Raw genomic sequence first — 16,889 nt, forward strand, 5'->3', positions numbered from 1 at the left:
TCCTCGCCATGGCCGTCCGGGACCTGCTCTACCACGTCTACGAACGCCGGCTCGAGCGTGAGCTCGCCGGGGGCACCCTGCCACGCCACGTGGGCGTGATCCTCGACGGCAACCGGCGCTACGCACGGGAGCGGGGACTGGCGTCCGTCGCCGAGGGCTACCTCGCCGGTGCCGACCGGATCCCCGACCTGCTCGACTGGTGCTTCGAGCTGCGCATCCCCTACGTGACGTTGTGGTTGTTGTCGACCGACAACCTCAGCCGCGCCGACGACGAGCTCACCCACCTCCTCGACATCATCGTCGGGACGGTCCAGTCGATCGCGTCGGCCCCCAGCACGGCGACCCGGAAGCTGCGGGTCACCGCCGTCGGGGTGCTGGACGCGCTGCCGGTCGACGTCCGTGAGGCACTGGAGGAGGCCTGCGCCGCGACGGCCGACAACGACGGCTTCCACGTCCAGATCGCGGTCGGCTACGGGGGTCGCAAGGAGATCACCGACGCCCTGCGCAGCTGGATGCGGGCCCAGGACCGGGACGGCCACACCCTGGCCGACGCCGCCGAGGCGCTCGTGCCGGCCGACATCGGTGACCACCTCTACACGACCGGGTTCCCCGACCCCGACCTGATCATCCGGACCTCCGGCGAGCTGCGGTTGTCCGGCTTCCTCCTGTGGCAGTCGGCCCACAGCGAGTTCTACTTCTGCGATCCGTACTGGCCCGACTTCCGCAAGGTCGACTTCCTGCGCGCCCTGCGTGACTACGCCGGCCGTGCCCGCCGCTTCGGTCGCTAGCCCCGGGTCGTCGGTCGTCGGTCGTCGGTCGCCAGTCGCCCGACCGGCGCCGTCGCAGATGCTCGGAACGCGCGAGGTGCGTCGCTACGTTCGCCAGCGTCGATGCGACCCGAGGTGCACATGCCCCCACCCAGCAGGTCGACCGCGCTCCCCAGGAGCGTGGCTGGCCAGCCCGACCTGCCGGTCGTCGCCGCGACCTTCCTGTTGACGCCGCCCCGTGTGGGCGGCGTCGTTGCGTTCACCGACCGTCGGTTCCGGGTCGCCGCCCGGGGGCCGTGGTCGACCGAGTTCACCCCGTGCCTGCCGATCGTGCGACGACCCCGTCGTTGAACGGACGGCCGGCCGCCCACCCGGCCCCGCGCGCATCCGACCCGACAAGGCCCACCACGTGACCGACCCCGCCAGCAGCACCTACGTCCTCGACACCTGCGTCCTGCTCGCCGACCCCGCCGCCCTGATGCGCTTCGACGAACACGAGGTGGTCCTGCCACTGGTCGTGATCGAGGAGCTCGACCGCAAGAAGGCCCTGCTCGACGACGTGGGTCGCAACGCCCGCATCGCCCTGCGCACCATCGAGGAGCTGCGCACGTCCGGATCGGGACGCCTCGCCGACGGGGTCGAGCTCGACCACGGGGGCACCTTCCGGATCGAGTCCAACCACGTCGACGTCGCGCTGCCGGCCTACCTCGACCCGAACAAGCCCGACCACCGCATCCTCGGCGTGGCGATGGGCCTGGGCGGGATCCTGGTCACCAAGGACGCCGCGCTGCGGATCAAGGCCTCGCAGCTGGAGGTCGAGGCGCAGGACTACCGCGGCGACACCGCCCGTGACGCCGAGCACTGGGACGGGGTGCGCGACCTGCAGGTCGACCTGACGACCATCGACCTGCTGCACCAGGACGGCAAGGTGATGTTGGTCGACGGGACCGAGCGCGACCTGGTGCTCAACGAGTGCCTGGTGCTCCACGGCGGACCGTCGACGTCGGCCCTGGGCCGGGTGATCGACGTCGGTGAGGACGGTGCGGTGACGGTCCACCGGGTGCTGGGCCAGCGCGAGGTGTTCGGGATGTCGCCCCGCGACGTCCGCCAGACCTTCGCGATCGACCTGCTCCTGGACCCGCGGGTGCCGTGCGTGTCGCTGATGGGCATGGCCGGCACCGGCAAGACCTTCCTGGCACTCGCGGCCGGTCTCGAGCAGGTGCTGCAGGCGACGGCGTATCGCCGGTTGTCGGTCTACCGCCCACTGGTGGCGGTCGGACGCCAGGACATCGGCTACCTCCCGGGCGACCTGGACGAGAAGCTGGCCCCGTGGATGGCCGCCGTGCACGACAACCTGTACGCGCTGATGCGTCGTGACAGCGGGCGCCCCAGCAGCCGTGACCACCGCCAAGTCCAGTCCAACATCGAGGCGCTGGTCGACCGTGGCCAGCTCGAGCTCGCCGCGATCACCTACCTGCGTGGTCGCTCGATCACCGACGAGTTCGTCGTGGTCGACGAGGCCCAGAACATCGAGTTGTCGGCCCTGAAGGTGGTGCTGACCCGGATGGGCAACGGCTCCAAGGTCGTGTTCTGTGGCGACCTCGGCCAGGTCGACAACCCCTACATCTCGCCCTACGGCGGGATGGCCGCGCTGATCGAGAAGCTCAAGGGCACCTCGCTGTTCGGCCACGTCACCCTCTCCAAGGGCGTGCGCTCCCCCCTCGCCGAACACGCCGCCACCATCTTCTGAAGGTCGGGCCGAGTCCATCGAGTGTGCGGATCGAGGTCACCCACGGCCGCGATCCGCACACTCGACGTCTCCGGAGCGGCGCTGGAGTTGTCCGGAGCGGCGGGGGAGTTGCGAACGAAGCGGCGCTGGAGTTGTCCGGAGCGGCGCTGGAGTTGTCCGGAGCGGCGCTGGAGTTGCGAGCGAAGCGAGCACACTCCCACGTGGGCGCAGCCCACGCGAGCACACTCCAACGTGGGCGGAGCCCACGCGGTTGTAGGCTCGGGGGCCGCGGCCGGCAGTGTCCGGCGTGATCCGCCTTCCCACCTCACAGGACCGAGCCCCCATGCCCACCCGGATGTCGTCGTTCTTCCTGCGCACGCTGCGAGAGGACCCGGCGGACGCAGAGGTGCCGTCGCACCGCCTGCTGGTCCGGGGTGGCTACGTCCGTCGCGTCGCGCCCGGGATCTTCACGTGGCTGCCGCTGGGCTGGAAGGTCTACCGCAACGTCGAGCGCGTGGTCCGCGAGCAGATGGACGCCGCCGGGTTCCAGGAGCTGCACTTCCCGGCCCTGCTGCCCCGTGGTCCCTACGAGGCCTCCAACCGGTGGACCGAGTACGGCGACAACGTCTTCCGGGTCAAGGACCGACGCGACAACGACTTCATGCTCGGGCCGACCCACGAGGAGTTCTTCACCCTCACGGTCAAGGACCTGTACGACTCGTACCGGGACCTGCCGTTGGCGATCTACCAGATCCAGACGAAGTACCGCGACGAGTCCCGCCCCCGCGCCGGGATCCTGCGTGGCCGCGAGTTCGTGATGAAGGACTCGTACTCGTTCGACCTCGACGACGCCGGGCTGGACGCCTCCTACGAGCGCCACCGCGCCGCCTACGAGTCGACCTTCGACCGACTCGGGCTGGAGTACGTGACGGTGTCGGCGATGTCGGGCGCGATGGGCGGGTCGGCCTCCGAGGAGTTCCTGGCCCCGTGCGACTCGGGTGAGGACACCTACGTCGCATGCACGTCCTGCGACTACGCCGCCAACGCCGAGGCGGTCCGGTTCCCGGTCGCCGACCCGGTCGACGCGACCGACGCCCCCGCCGCCCACGTCGAGGACACCCCCGAGACGCCGACCATCCAGACCCTGGTCGACCTGTCCAACGGGCGTGACGACCTCGCCCGCGACGACCGCGAGTGGACCGCGGCCGACACGCTCAAGAACGTCGTGGTCATGATCAGCCAGCCCGACGGCACCCGCGAGCCGCTGGCGATCGGCGTGCCCGGCGACCGCGACGTCGACATGAAGCGCCTGGAGGCCGAGTTCGAGCCGGCCGTCGTCGAGGCGTTCACCCCCGAGGACTTCGCCGCACACCCCCAGCTCGCCAAGGGCTACATCGGCCCCGGCGAGGACGTGCTCGGCCAGGGCGGGATCCGCTACCTGCTCGACCCGCGCATCGCCGAGGGGTCGCGCTGGATCACCGGGGCGAACGCCCCCGGCAACCACGTCTACGACCTGGTCGCCGGACGCGACTTCCCGGTCGAGGGACGCATCGACGTCGCCGACATCCGCGAGGGGGACCCGTGCCCCAACTGCGGCGGGGACCTGACCCTGGCCCGTGGCATCGAGGTGGGCCACATCTTCAAGCTCGGCCGGCGCTACGCCGAGGCGCTCGACCTCACCGTCCAGGACGAGTCGGGCACCAACGTCGTCGTCACGATGGGCAGCTACGGCATCGGGGTGTCCCGCGCCGTCGCCGCGATCGTCGAGCAGTCCCACGACGACGCCGGCATGGTCTGGCCCCGGTCGGTCACGCCGTTCGACGTCCACCTCCTGACCGCGGGCAAGTCCGACGACCATGCCGCAGCGGCCGAGTCACTGGCCGCCGAGATCGAGGCGGCCGGGATGTCGGTGCTCTACGACGACCGGGACGCCAGCGCCGGCGTGAAGTTCAACGACGCGGACCTGCTCGGGATGCCCACCATCGTGGTGGTCGGCCGGGGCCTGAAGAACGGCGAGGTGGAGGTCAAGGACCGCGCCACCGGGGACCGTCGCGACGTGCCGTTCGATGCGTTGGTCGAGACCCTGGTGGCCGACGCCGCCCGCGCCTGACCCCCGGGTTCACGACGGCTGCCGCTTCGTGCCGGACACCCGGGTCCACGGCCGAGGCCGCCCGGGCCGGGATCAGCCGCGTCCCTGGTCGGCGTCGTCGAAGGTGATCTCGACCTCGTCGAAGCCGGCGCTGGTGAACAGCTCGGTCAGGGCCAGCTCGGTGTTGTCCCGGGCCCGCTGGAGCAGCCCGTCCGCCAGCGCGGCGTCGACCATCAACTCCTCGGCGGCCAGGCGAGCGGACCGCTCGAGGTCGTCGTCGCCCCCCGTGAGCAGCCCCGTGTCACGGTCGTAGACCCGGGTCTGGTCGTTGTCGACCTCGATGGCGGTGATGCCGGGCGACGGCAGGCGCAGGCTGATCGTGTTCGCCTCCTCGTCGATCGTGACGTCGTCGTCGTCGACCATCGACAGGTCCACGCCGGCCGAGATCCGCGCCACGGCGAACAGGAAGATCCGGTCGCCCGTGGCCCAGTCGAGCCAGCCCCGGTCCTGGCCCTTCTCGACCGTGGTGGACTCGACGACCTCGACCGTGGACAGCTCCGACAGGCGACGCACCGACTGGACGATGACCGGTCCCGAGCGGTCGATCTCGCCGCCGCGGTCGAACAGCGACCCGAGCGGGTCGAACGTGGCGACACTGCCGGTCACCAGCAGCGTCACCAGGACCCCGATCACGAGCCACGGCAGCCAGCCCGTGCGCCGCGCCTGCTCGGCCATGCCTGCCTCCGCCGTCGGTCCCACGCCCGAGTGTCCGGGCATGGCCGCCCGGGTGACCGTACTGCCCGCCCGGGTCGACGGTCCCGGACACGCCGGGACCGTCCCGCGGCCTGCCCGGACACGCAACGTCCAGGGCCCGTCGTGCCCCGCCGCACTGGCCCGGGTGGGATGATGTCGGCCGACATGCAACCGCGGGGCGTCGCGCGACGTCCGACCGGCAGACCGATTGGGGAGCCACCATGCGACGGCCGACGACCACCGCCCTGATCCTCGCCACCGCGGCGCTGCTGGCGGGGGCCTGCACCGGCGGGGAGGGCTCCGACGACCCGACGTCGCCGGGTCCGTCCATCTCGCCCGCCCCGGCCGGCTCGCCGGCCCCCACCGACGATCCGACGGGCAGTTCGACGTCCGACGCCCAGGCCGCCGCGGATGCCGTGACGGCTGCGGCCGACTTCGGGGTGCCGGTGGGATCGGCCGGGACCGGGGTCGCGGGCCTCGTCGCCTTCGACTCCTGCGACGCCCTGCGCGAGCACTACGTCGCCGGCGCCTCGGACCTGGTCGGTCCCTACGGACTGGGGGGTCAGTTCGGCGGCGTCATGATGGAGGGCGACATGATGGCGTCGACCGAGGAAAGCGCCGCCGCGGAGGGTGGCGCCGACTCGGCCGTGGCCGCTGCCCCCGTGGAGGGGGAGGACTTCTCGACCACCAACGTGCAGGAGGCCGGAGTCGACGAGCCCGACGTCGTCAAGACCGACGGCGAGATGATCGTGACCGTCACGGAGGGCGGCCTGCGGGTCGTCGACGTGGCCAGCGCGGAGGTCGTGGGGCGCCTCGAACTGCCCGAGGACGCGTGGAACAGCGAGTTGCTCCTGAGCGGTGACGACCTGCTGGTCCTGTCGTCGGGTGGTGGCGGCCGGCCCGTGCCCACCGACACCGGTCGGATCCCCGCCTTCGCGCCGGAGCGCGTGACGGTGACCCGGGTCGACCTCGCGGACCCGGCGAACCCCACGGTGGTCGGCGGGTTGCGGCTCGAGGGCTCCTACCGCTCGGCCCGGATGGTCGACGGCACCGTGCGGCTGGTGATGGTGTCGCAGCCGTCCGGCCTGTCGTTCGTCCAGCCGACCGACAACGGCCTGTCCGCCGAGCAGGACGCCGAGGACGAGAACCGCAGGATCCTGGCCGAGTCCGACCTCGACGACTGGGTGCCCCACCTGCAGGTGCTGGACTCCGACGGCAACGCCGGCGACGTGCGACGCGTGCTGGACTGCACGGCCGTGGCGCGCCCGGACGAGTTCTCGGGCTTCTCGACGCTGTCGGTGCTGACCATGGACATCGCGGCCGAGCAGATGGATCCGACGTCGTCGGCAGGCCTGGTCGCCGCCGGTGACACCGTGTACGCCTCGACCGACCGCCTGGTCGTCGCGACGTCGCCGTGGGGTGGCTGGATCATGCCGTTCGTCGAGATGGGTGGGCTGCAGCCCGAGCAGGACGAGCTGACCACCGACCTCCACGCGTTCGACATCAGCGATCCGTCGACCACCCGCTGGGTCGGCTCGGCCGAGGTGGAGGGCACGATCCTCAACCAGTTCTCGCTGTCGGAGACCGACGGCGTGATCCGGGTCGCGACGACGACGCAGCCGACCTGGTGGGGCGGTCCGGAGGACACGCCGTCGGAGTCCTCGCTGGTGGTGTTCACCGAGGGCGACGGCGAGCTGGTGGAGACCGGCCGCGTGGACGGGCTGGGCAAGACCGAGCGGATCTACGCCGTGCGCTACCTCGGACCCGACCTCGCGGCGATCGTCACCTTCCGCGAGACCGACCCGCTGTACCTGGTCGACACCTCGGACCCGACCGCCCCCGAGGTGACCGGTGAACTCAAGATCCCGGGGTTCTCGTCCTACCTCCACCCGGTCGGGGAGGACCGCCTGGTCGGCATCGGGCAGGACGCCGACGAGCAGGGCCGCACGCAGGGCCTGCAGGCGTCGGTGTTCGACGTGTCCGACGTGTCCGACCCGCAGCGGGTGAGCCAGGTGGTCGTCGGCGAGGGCTACTCGCCGGTCGAGTCCGACCACCGGGCGTTCCTGCACTGGCCGGCGACCGGGCAGGTCGTGCTGCCGGCCGAGCTCTGGGAGCCGGACGCCTGGGAGGACTTCGAGGAGGAGTGCAGCGACGGGGGCGAGTGCATCGAGCCCAAGCCGTTCATCGGGGCGGTGGTGCTTGGCCTGGACGGCGCCGACATCTCCGAGCAGGGCCGGGTCAGCCTGTCCGAGGAGGACGAGCAGGGCTGGTGGGGCTCGGTCCAGCGCTCGATCGTGATCGGCGACGACCTCTGGCTGGTCGCCGGTGACCGCCTCGCCCGGGTCGACCTCGCCGGCCTCGACGACCGCCTGGTCGTCCCCCTCCGCTGACGCCGCGTCCCGACGGTGCGGTTCAGGAGCGGGTGGCGTGGCGCCACGCCTCGGACGTCAGGCGGGTCGGGGTCAGGCGGGTCGGCGGATGCGGCGACTCAGGCGTCGAACCATCCAGGCGAGGCCGGCGGTCGAGGCGATGGGCGGCACCGCGATCGCAGCGATCCCCCACGGTTCGACGCCACTCGCAGCGTCCGGGTCGACCACGTTGCCGGCGTCGTCGTAGCACGTCTCGACGGGTACCTCGCCAACTTCGGCACTGCCCTCGCAGATCATCGCGCCGGACGGGAACGTGGCGAAGAGTCCCAGGCTGAGGATGACCGCGAACCCCACCGGGACGGCCAGCCCCACCAGCCGTTCCACGCCGACCCAGCGGGTGCGGGTGAACAGCAGCACGACGGACAGCACCCACAGAGGTACCGAGAGCACGAACAGCGGCGCGAACAGGCCACTGACGACCAAGCCGACAAGGACCGTGATCTCCCAACCGGTCAAGGTGTCGTCGACACGACCCGGCGGTGGTTCCAACGTCGCCGGGGGTGGGGGCGTCGCAGGCGCCGGACGTTCCCGGGAGCCGACCGTCGCCGCGGCGACGATGTCGGCGGGGTCCCCGAGGCGGTCGAGGACCGCCGCGACGGCGTCGGTCGACGGGTTCGGGTGCAGGGCGCGGTCGAGGTGGTCGGACAGGTCGGCCAGCAGCTCGGCACGCTCGGGGTCCGGGAGGACCACGGCGAGTTGCTCGACACGTGCCAGCCAGGCGGTCGCGACCGGGTGGACGGTGATCATGGGGCAGCCTCCGTTGCGGGGCCGAGCCCGCCCGTTTCGAGGATGGTGTCGGTGGCGTCCCGGAACGTCACCCAGTCGGTGCGGAACTCGGCCAGCGCCTTGCGGCCGTCCGCGGTCAGTTCGTAGTACCGCCGGGGTGGTCCCACGTCGGACTCGCGCAGGAAGGTCGTGACGGTCCCGGCCCGGCGCAGTCGGGACAGCAACGGATAGATGGTGCCCTCGCTGGTCACCAGGGGGGCGTGCCTGCCCAGCGCGGTCACCAGGTCGTAGGCGTACTGCGGGCGATGCTCGAGCAGCGCGAGGACACAGTGCTCGACCACGCCGCGGCGCAGTTCCGTCATGGCCTGTCCACCCGCTCCCATGCGCCGCAAGGTAGCAGTTCCATGCGCCGCAAGGAAGACCCCCGTGGAGTCAGGGTCGTGTGCCTCCCACGACCGTGATTGCCATGGTGAAGCGTGCGGAGAATGCGCGGCGCGTTGGACCCTCACGTTGCGTGAGGGCGTAGGGTTCGGCCACTGGAGATGAGGTCGGAGCAGGCCTCGGCACGCAGGCAGGAGGAGCGTCATGGAGACCCGGGCACTGGACTCGGCAGCGGACACGGCGGTCGGTCGGTGGACGGTCGGCGAGGTGGCGGCACTGGCCGGGGTCTCGGTCCGGACGCTGCACCACTACGACGAGATCGAATTGGTGCAGCCGTCCGAGCGATCCCCGGCCGGGTACCGCCACTACCTGCCCGAGGACCTCGATCGGCTGCGCGCCGTGCTGGTCTGGCGCGAGCTGGACTTCCCGCTCGACGACATCCGCGACCTGGTCGACCGGTCGACCGGCGCCCGAGCGGCACTGCTCGACCAGCGCGACCACCTGACCACCCACATCGATCGCCTCCACCGCATCGTGACGGCGATCGACCGAGAACTGGAGGCACGAACCATGAACCTGCAACTGACACCCGAGGAGAAGCTCGAGGTGTTCGGCGACTTCGACCCCGACGACCACGCCGACGAGGCGCAGGAGCGCTGGGGCGACACCGACGCCTGGGCGCAGTCCCGGCGCCGCACCAGCTCGTACGCCAAGGAGGACTGGGAACGCATCCAGGCCGAGGCGAGCGAGCTTTCCCACGCGTTCGCCGCGCTGGACGACGCCGGCGTCGACCCCGCGTCGACCGAGGCCATGGACCTCGCCGAACGCCATCGTGCCCACATCTCGCGCTGGTACTACGACTGCACGATCGAGATCCACGAGGGTCTCGGCCAGATGTACGTCACCGACCAGCGCTTCACCGACAACATCGACGGCAGCGTCGGCCACCCCGGTCTCGCCGCCTACATGTCGGAGGCGATCACGGCCAACGCGCTGCGACAGCTCGACGACGCGTGATCGGGGCCCGGACACGCTCGACGACGCCGACCGGCAGCTGCCGGTCGGCGTCGTCGTGTCGTGACTCAGGTGGCCGGCCCGCAGGCCGGATCGGGTGGCGCGACCGGTGCCCGTGCGGTCCGTCGTGGCAGGTACCGCCGCGCGACCGACGCGAGGGGGTGGTCCAGCCCGGGCCGAGGGTCCGTCACCAGGTCCCGGGCTCGCGCCCGTCGCAACGAGGCGTCGACGCGTGCCTGGGTGAGCCGGAGGTGGACGTGGGGGTCCATGGTCACTCCGATCCGTGGGTCGCGCCACGGCCCGGGTCGTGGTGGTGCCGGTCGTGTCGGGCCGTGAAGGCCGCGACGTCCCGTCCGATGCGGGCACCGTCCTCGTCAGCGGTGCGGAAGTGGATGCCCGACCACACGCGCGCGTCCACGACCTCGTCGAGGGCGTCCGACAGTCGGGTGAAGCTGCGCGTCAGGCCGGCACCGTTGGTGTCGGTCCAGGCCACCCGGTCGGAGCCGAAGAACACCTGCATCGAGGTCACGAGTGCGCCGCTGAGTCCACCGTGGCCGGACGGGTGTTCCGGATACGGGGGGGTCGGGATCAGGGCGGTCCACCCGACTGCCGGGTCCGTGGCGGGGTTGCCGTCGTCGGCTGCCTCGGCGATCGCCGTGATCGGGCGCCAGAACGACCAGCGCGCCTTCTCGGCCCAGACCGTGATCAAGGCGTCGGCGGCCGAGGACCACGAGGTCGCGAACAGCTCGGCGCTCTCTCGGGTCGACAGCTCCTGGTCGGTCGCGATGGTGCGCATGATCCTTGCCCAGGTCGCCGGGGGGTTCTCGGCCCAGTAGCGCGCGGCTTCGGTCTGGTCCGCCGTGCGGATCGCGCTGTCGGCCGACCCGACCCGCAGGACCTCGCGGAACTCGCGCGCATACCGGGGACTGGACAGCGGCAGGGGCGCGTGGCCACCGAACTGGGCAGCGTCACGGATCGTGAACGGGCGGACGTCCTTGAGCCAGGCGTTCGGGTCGTTGCCCATGGACGGTGGCACCGGCCGCCACGCACCGATGTCGGTGGCGGTGGGGAACCGGTACGGCCCGAAGCGGCCATCGTCGGCGCGAGCAGCGACCATTGCGGCGGCCGACGCGTGGCCGGCCGCGCTGCCGCGGTCCTCGGCAGGGCCGTCCGGGATGGCGGCCAGGGCGTCGGTGAGGACCTGGTCGAGGATGACCTGCTGGCCGGGCACGATGGCCACGAGGGTGTCGTGCGCGGCGGTGGCGACGGCCGCGTCGAGTGCGGCCCGACGCGCGTCTGCCGTGACACCGGGGCCGAGTCGGCCCGCGCTGCCGACGGCGTCCTCGACGGCGCCGTGCACCATCGCGAGGTGCACGACGGACTGCTGGGGTGGTTGGCCGCCACGCACCATCAGCGCGTCGGTGGCGTGGCGGTTCCAGGTCACGACCGGATCGACCGGCGTGTCCGCGCTGGCGGACACGAGGCCGGCGGGCAGGATGGAAAGGACGAGGGCGAGCAGGGTCGCTCCCGTCACGAGGGACAGGCTGGGTCGTCGCATGGTGGTTCTCCGTGATCGCGCCCGGACGTGGTCGCCCGGGACGTCGTGACCCCGAAGGTGACCCGGCTGCACCCACGCTCCCAGTCACCGTCGTGTACTGCCCCGGTACAGGTTCTGGAGTGCGCGGCCGGCTCGATGCCACCTGCGTCCGACCGCGCGGGGAAGGTCCGTCAGGCTCGGACGGTCAGCAGGGTGGTGTCGCGCTCCGGCCCCGGTCGCGGGACCGGAGCGAACGTGGAGAGCTTCAACCACCGGGGCACCGCCCGCACCGCGTGTGCCGGGCCGTCCAGCTGGAGCTGCCCGGTGCGCAGGGCCGTCGGCCAGTCGAGGTCGCCGCGCCACAACAGGGTCATCGTCCGCAGGCTGGACCGGACGGTGACGAGCACGTCGTGTCCCGGGTCGACGTCACACAGGTCGACCTCGCCCTCGTCGATGACGACCCACCAGGTCCCGGGCGCCCCGGGGACCTCGGGGAAGCGGAACCGGACGACGGTGCGACTGTCGGGAACCTCTGCCAGGTCGATCCTGCGGTGGACGTCCCACATCAGCAGGTGTGGGTCCAGGTCGGCGTCGCCGAGCTCGGGGATCCACCGCGTCCCCCAGACGCCGAGCGACTCGATGATCGGCTCGAGCTCGCGCCCCGCCTCCGACAGGCGGTACACGACCCGGTTGCCGTCCTCCCAGCGCTCGACCACGCCCGCCTTGACCAGGGTCCGCAGGCGCTTGGACAGCAGGGTGGGGGACATGTGCGGCACCCCCCGCCGGATGGCGTTGAAGTGCCGACTGCCGAGCATCAGCTCGCGTACGACGAGGACGGTCCAGCGCTCGTCCAGGAGTTCCATGGCCTTCGCCACCGGGCAGAACTGTCCGTAGGTGGTCGGCATCCCGCGCCCCCGGGTCCCCCGAGCGGGTCGCGGCACGGATCCGCTGGGGTCCGCCCGAGACCCTGTCGACAGGCTAGGTCCGCCCGGTGGCGGCGGATAGTCCAGATCGTGTACCGGTCGACGCTGCCGGTGCAGCACCCGCGGCGACCCCTACGGGAGCAGCGGCAGGGCCGCTGGCCGGTCCGGGGCCGACGTGATCGGGCCGGACCCGTTCGGGGCCAGCATGGCCTCCATCACCTCCAGGACGTGCAGGGCCAGGCCGGCGTCGGCCCGGGGACGTCCCGGCGCGGTGGCGACCAGGTCGCGCACACCGGTCCCGCGCCCGGCCTCGCGGTAGCCGGCCGTCGGTGCGAGCTCCTCCCACCGGGTCGTCCCGCGTCGGTGCAGCAGGGGAGTGCCGTCGAAGAAGTTGGGGTCGGGGACCACCATGGACGCGTCGTCCCCGTGCACCTCCAGGTTCGGCGACCGGGTCGCGATCGTGTCGAAGCTGAACACGACCGTCGTCAGGGCCCCACTGGCGTGCGTGAGCACCCCGGCCACGTGGGTGTCCACCTCGACCGGGACCCGCTCGCCCGTGCGTGGACCACTGCCGATCATCCGTTCGTCGCGCGAGCGTGACGCGGCGGCGACGACCTGCGTGACCGGACCGAGCAGGTGCACGAGGGCGGACAGGTAGTACGGCGCCATGTCGAACACGGGGCCGCCACCGGGCAGGTAGTAGAAGTCCGGCTGGTGGTGCCACGGCTCCGGGCCGGGTGACTGCATCAGCGCGGTCGCGGCGACGGGGCGACCCAGCAGCCCGTCGTCGATCGCGCGCCGGGCCGTCTGGACGGCGGTGCCAAGGACCGTGTCGGGGGCGCACCCGACCCGCACCCCGGCGCGCGCCGCCTCCTCGACCAGGGCACGGCCGTCCTCGCTCGCCAGGGCCAACGGCTTCTCGGACCAGACGTCCTTGCCGGCCGCGATGGCTGCCCGCGTCACCCTGGTGTGGACGGCGGGCACGGTGAGGTTGACCACCACCTCGACCGCGTCGTCGCCCAGCAGGTCCTCGGTGGTGGTCGCGCGGGCGCCCGGTGCCAGGTCGGTGGCGGCCGCCGCCCGAGGGGGGTCGAGGTCGGCGATCGCAACGACGTGGAGGTCGGGGGCGCCGGCGAACGTGGTGAGGTACTCGGTGCTGATGGTGCCGGCACCGACGACGCCGACCCCCACGCTCGTGCCTGCCATCGGCTGCCTCGTCGTCCGCGGTCTGGGGGCCGGGTCCTCCGGCCGGACTCCATCATGGCGTGTCGGGCGGACGGGGGCAGGCGGTCGGCCCGGCTGTCCGGTCGGCGCCACCGGACGACGGGTCCGGGAGCGGCCGTGGCGTTACGGTGCGACGACGCGACCCTGCCGGGCGATCCCGGCGCCGAACGGAGCATGCGTGACCGACGCCTTCACCATCAGCGACACCTACGTGGACCGGGTGCTGGATGCCAGCCCGATGACGGCCACGGGCTTCGGGATGACCGGCCGTGACCATCGCTGGGACGACTTCTCACCGGCCGGACACGACGCCTGGGTCCGGCTGTGGTCGACCACGCGCGACGAGCTCGTCGACCACCTCGACGACCCGGACCCCCACCAGTCGCACGCCGCACGCGTGCTGGTCGCCAGCCTCGACGAGCACCTGGCCGAGCATGCCGCCGGGGACCACCTCCGCGACCTCAACCACATCCACTGCCCGTTCACGCGGATCCGTGACATCTTCGACATCATGGACCACACGACCCCGGAGGGTTGGCGGGCCATCACCACCCGGCTGGCGACGATCGGCCAGCCCCTGGCCGGCTACCGCGCCACGCTGCAGCGGGGTCGCGACGTCGAACTGGTGCCCGCACGTCGCCAGGTCGCCTCGATCATCGAGCAGGCCCGCACCCTGGCCGGCCCGGACTCCAACTGGCACGGCTGGGTGGACCTGGCCCGTGATGCCGGCGTGGGCGACGACCAGCTGACCACCCTGGCCGCTGCCGTCGTGAGCGCGACCGGCGAGGTCGCGGCGTTCGCCGACTGGCTCGAGCACGAGCTGCTGCCGGTCGCCCCCACCGAGGACGGGGTCGGGCCCGAGCGCTACGCCCGGGCCGTGGACCGCTACATCGGTGACGACCTCGACCTCGTCGAGACCTACGAGTGGGGGTGGCAGGAGCTCGGCGACCTGTGGGACGAGATGGCCGTGGTCGCGGCGGAGATCGATCCGGATGCCGACGTCTCGACGGTGATCGAGCGGCTCGAGACCGACCCGGACAGGGCCGCCCCGACCCCGCAGGCGTTCGTGGACTTCGTGCAGGCCAGGCTGGACGAGGCGGTCACCCAGCTGGACGGCGTGCACTTCGACCTGCCCGACAAGATGAAGACGGTCACGGTCAACCTCGCCCCTCCGGGGGGTGCGCTCGGGGCCTGGTACATCAACCCCTCCGAGGACTTCGTCCGGCCGGGGTCGGTGTGGTACTCGATCGGGGACAAGCAGGCCGTGCCGTTGTGGCAGGAGGTCTCCACCGCCTACCACGAGGGCTTCCCGGGCCACCACCTGCAGGTCGCCACGGTCATGGACCGCGCCGACCTGCTGTCGCGCGCCCACCGGATGCTGGTCTGGTACCCGGGCTACGGCGAGGGCTGGGCGCTGTACGCCGAGCGCCTGATGGACGAGCTGGGCTACTTCGAGCGTCCGGCGTGGCGCCTGGGGATGCTGGCCAGCCATGCGTTCCGCGCCGCCCGGGTCGTCGTCGACATCGGTTGTCACCTGGACCTGGCGATCCCCGACCACGCCCGCCTGCACGCCGGGGAGCGGTGGGACTTCGACATCGCCGTGGACTACATGCACCGCGCCGGCCTGCAGCCGCTCGACGTCGCGACCTCCGAGGTGAAGCGCTACCTCGGCTGGCCGGGCCAGGCGATCAGCTACAAGGTGGGCGAACGGGCCCTGTTGGCGATCCGGGACCGGCTCCGGGAACGCGACGGCGACGACTTCGACCTCGGTGCGTTCCACCGCGCGGTGCTGGACGGGGGCGCATTGCGCATCGACCACCTGCGCGAGCGCCTGCTGGGCTGAGGCCGGCGTCGTGCTGACAGCGCGGTCGCGTGGTGCCACGATGGCGACCACGCACCAGGCGGCCCGGGAGACGAGATCGTGAAGCAGCTGCTGGTAATGCGCCACGCCAAGTCCGACTGGCACAGTGGCGCCGCCACCGACCATGCGCGCCCCATCAACCAACGGGGCGTGGACGCCGCCACGGCGATGGGCCGCCTGCTGACCTCGGCCGGCCTGGTGCCCGATGCCATCCTGGCCTCGTCCGCCGTGCGTGCCCGCACGACCGCCGAGCTGGCGGCCGAGGCGGGTGGCTGGGACGTGGGCGTGGACGCGGTCGACGCCCTCTACGACGCCTCCGTCGATCGCGTGCTGGCCCGGCTGGCGCTGGTGCCCGACGCCGTCGACCGACTGCTGGTCGTGGGTCACCAGCCGACCTGGGGCGCCCTGGTGTGGCGGCTCACCGGTGGGTCGGTGGCGATGCGGACGGCCACCGTGGCCGCCCTGGACCTGCACCTCGGCGACACCTGGGACCCGGCCGACGTCGGCGGGCCGGGGGAGTTGACGGGCGAGATCCTCGCGGTGTTCCAGCCGCGACACTTCGGCGACACCTGACGCCGTGCCCGTCCGGAGCCAAGTGGCCCCGACGGTGCACTCAGTTGAGGCGGGCGCGCGCGCGGACGGCGCGGGCGCGGATGTCGTCGGCGTCGCCCCGGTCGTCACCGCCGAGGTCGAGGTAGGTCTCGAACTCGTCGGCGGCCTCGCCGTAGCGCCCGACGTGGGTCAGCAGCTCGCCGCGGGCCTTGTGGTCGTCGGGGACGGTGTTGGGCAGCACCAGCTTCAGCTCGACCGTCCACAGGGCGGCGTTGACCATCCCCCGTGCGGTGTAGTCGCGGGTCAGGTTGTTGAGGATCCGCCGGACCGTCATCGCCGGCGAGGTGGGTCGCAGCTGCGAACGGGTGAACGGGACCCGCCCCGCCGTCGCGAGCCGCAGTCGCTCGGCCAGTTCGTCACCGGCCACCTCGCGGCCGTCGTCGAACGGGTCCAGGACGGTCGGGCGCTCCGGGTCGCCGATGCCGAGGTAGAAGTGCCCGGGCTGGGCGATGCCCCAGGCAGGGATGCCGACGCGACGGGCGATCGCCGCGTACAGCACGGCCAGCAGGATCGGCAGCCCCTGGCGGCGGTCCATGACCTCGACCAGCAGGGCGTTGTCCGGGTGGTGGTAGTCGTCCCGGCCCCCGGTGAAGCCCTGCTCGTGGGCCAGGAAGCCCCGCAGCGCCGCGGCTGCCTCGAGCTCCTCGTGGTCACCCCACCAGACCCGGAAGGCGTCCGACAGCGCATCGATGCGCAGCAGCGCGACGTCGACGTCGAGGTCGGGCATCGCCTCGACGTTGACCAGCAGGGCCGCCTCGGCGAGGTCGGCGTCGGACCGGCGCACGAGTCGTGCGAGCCGGCGTCGCGTGTCCGTGGTGTGGCTGCCCATGAGGACCCGAGGCTA

General features: G+C 72.1%; 16 protein-coding genes. 8 read left to right on the plus strand and 8 right to left on the minus strand.

Features of this window, described 5'->3' with window-relative positions:
• Window positions 1-8 precede the first annotated feature (8 nt).
• From uppS to KR546_RS08705, 4 genes are all read left to right on the plus strand, one after another.
• Window positions 9-788 carry a polyprenyl diphosphate synthase gene (gene uppS, locus KR546_RS08690; protein WP_238444317.1) on the plus strand — a complete coding sequence of 260 codons (780 nt, stop codon included), beginning with the start codon at window positions 9-11 and terminating at the stop codon, window positions 786-788.
• Window positions 789-947: 159 nt separating this feature from the next.
• Entirely contained in the window at window positions 948-1,118 is a 171-nt protein-coding gene (locus KR546_RS19670) for a hypothetical protein (protein ID WP_238444318.1), read from the plus strand.
• A gap of 58 nt (window positions 1,119-1,176) precedes the next feature.
• Window positions 1,177-2,517, plus strand: a complete 1,341-nt coding sequence (locus KR546_RS08700) for a PhoH family protein (protein WP_238444319.1) — start codon at window positions 1,177-1,179, stop codon at window positions 2,515-2,517.
• Between the two features lie 322 nt (window positions 2,518-2,839).
• Window positions 2,840-4,606: a proline--tRNA ligase gene (locus KR546_RS08705; protein WP_238444320.1), complete on the plus strand. Its 1,767-nt coding sequence runs from the start codon at window positions 2,840-2,842 to the stop codon at window positions 4,604-4,606.
• 72 nt (window positions 4,607-4,678) lie between these two features.
• Here KR546_RS08705 and KR546_RS08710 read toward each other — a convergent pair whose 3' ends face one another.
• Entirely contained in the window at window positions 4,679-5,320 is a 642-nt protein-coding gene (locus tag KR546_RS08710) for a DUF4230 domain-containing protein (protein ID WP_238444321.1), read from the minus strand.
• A 239-nt stretch (window positions 5,321-5,559) separates the two neighbouring features.
• Here KR546_RS08710 and KR546_RS08715 point away from each other — a divergent pair, with 239 nt between their 5' ends.
• A complete protein-coding gene (locus KR546_RS08715) occupies window positions 5,560-7,728 on the plus strand; it encodes a beta-propeller domain-containing protein (RefSeq protein ID WP_238444322.1) in 2,169 nt (722 codons plus the stop codon).
• 72 nt (window positions 7,729-7,800) lie between these two features.
• On the opposite strand, the gene KR546_RS08720 is transcribed toward KR546_RS08715, so the two are convergent.
• Together KR546_RS08720 and KR546_RS08725 are read right to left on the minus strand one after the other, a co-directional pair.
• Window positions 7,801-8,514 (minus strand): HAAS signaling domain-containing protein, encoded by a 714-nt coding sequence (locus tag KR546_RS08720; protein WP_238444323.1) that lies wholly within the window; start codon window positions 8,512-8,514, stop codon window positions 7,801-7,803.
• Entirely contained in the window at window positions 8,511-8,855 is a 345-nt protein-coding gene (locus KR546_RS08725) for a PadR family transcriptional regulator (RefSeq protein ID WP_238444324.1), read from the minus strand. Before KR546_RS08725 ends, KR546_RS08720 begins: the two co-directional genes overlap by 4 nt.
• Window positions 8,856-9,078: 223 nt before the next feature.
• Here KR546_RS08725 and KR546_RS08730 point away from each other — a divergent pair, with 223 nt between their 5' ends.
• The gene (locus tag KR546_RS08730; RefSeq protein ID WP_238444325.1) at window positions 9,079-9,891 is read left to right on the plus strand and encodes a MerR family transcriptional regulator; all 813 of its coding nucleotides are present in this window, start codon (window positions 9,079-9,081) and stop codon (window positions 9,889-9,891) included.
• A 65-nt stretch (window positions 9,892-9,956) separates the two neighbouring features.
• Here KR546_RS08730 and KR546_RS08735 read toward each other — a convergent pair whose 3' ends face one another.
• From KR546_RS08735 to KR546_RS08750, 4 genes are all read right to left on the minus strand, one after another.
• Window positions 9,957-10,157, minus strand: coding sequence for a hypothetical protein (locus KR546_RS08735; protein WP_238444326.1), 201 nt, complete (start codon window positions 10,155-10,157; stop codon window positions 9,957-9,959).
• 2 nt (window positions 10,158-10,159) lie between these two features.
• On the minus strand, window positions 10,160-11,446 hold the full coding sequence (locus tag KR546_RS08740) for a vanadium-dependent haloperoxidase (protein WP_238444327.1): 1,287 nt from the start codon (window positions 11,444-11,446) through the stop codon (window positions 10,160-10,162).
• Between the two features lie 170 nt (window positions 11,447-11,616).
• Window positions 11,617-12,330, minus strand: coding sequence for a winged helix-turn-helix transcriptional regulator (locus KR546_RS08745; RefSeq protein WP_238444328.1), 714 nt, complete (start codon window positions 12,328-12,330; stop codon window positions 11,617-11,619).
• Window positions 12,331-12,480: 150 nt separating this feature from the next.
• Window positions 12,481-13,554 carry a Gfo/Idh/MocA family protein gene (locus KR546_RS08750; protein WP_238444329.1) on the minus strand — a complete coding sequence of 358 codons (1,074 nt, stop codon included), beginning with the start codon at window positions 13,552-13,554 and terminating at the stop codon, window positions 12,481-12,483.
• Window positions 13,555-13,750: 196 nt separating this feature from the next.
• Here KR546_RS08750 and KR546_RS08755 point away from each other — a divergent pair, with 196 nt between their 5' ends.
• Window positions 13,751-15,415: a DUF885 domain-containing protein gene (locus KR546_RS08755; RefSeq protein ID WP_238444330.1), complete on the plus strand. Its 1,665-nt coding sequence runs from the start codon at window positions 13,751-13,753 to the stop codon at window positions 15,413-15,415.
• 78 nt (window positions 15,416-15,493) lie between these two features.
• Window positions 15,494-16,006: a SixA phosphatase family protein gene (locus KR546_RS08760; RefSeq protein WP_238444331.1), complete on the plus strand. Its 513-nt coding sequence runs from the start codon at window positions 15,494-15,496 to the stop codon at window positions 16,004-16,006.
• Window positions 16,007-16,046: 40 nt separating this feature from the next.
• Here the strand turns inward: KR546_RS08760 and KR546_RS08765 are convergent, their stop codons facing one another.
• Entirely contained in the window at window positions 16,047-16,874 is an 828-nt protein-coding gene (locus KR546_RS08765) for a SirB1 family protein (protein WP_238444332.1), read from the minus strand.
• Window positions 16,875-16,889: the final 15 nt, after the last annotated feature.

Origin of the sequence: Salsipaludibacter albus, assembly GCF_019798055.1 — a bacterium.
In the GTDB taxonomy this organism is placed as follows: Bacteria; Actinomycetota; Nitriliruptoria; order Nitriliruptorales; family Nitriliruptoraceae; genus Salsipaludibacter; species Salsipaludibacter albus.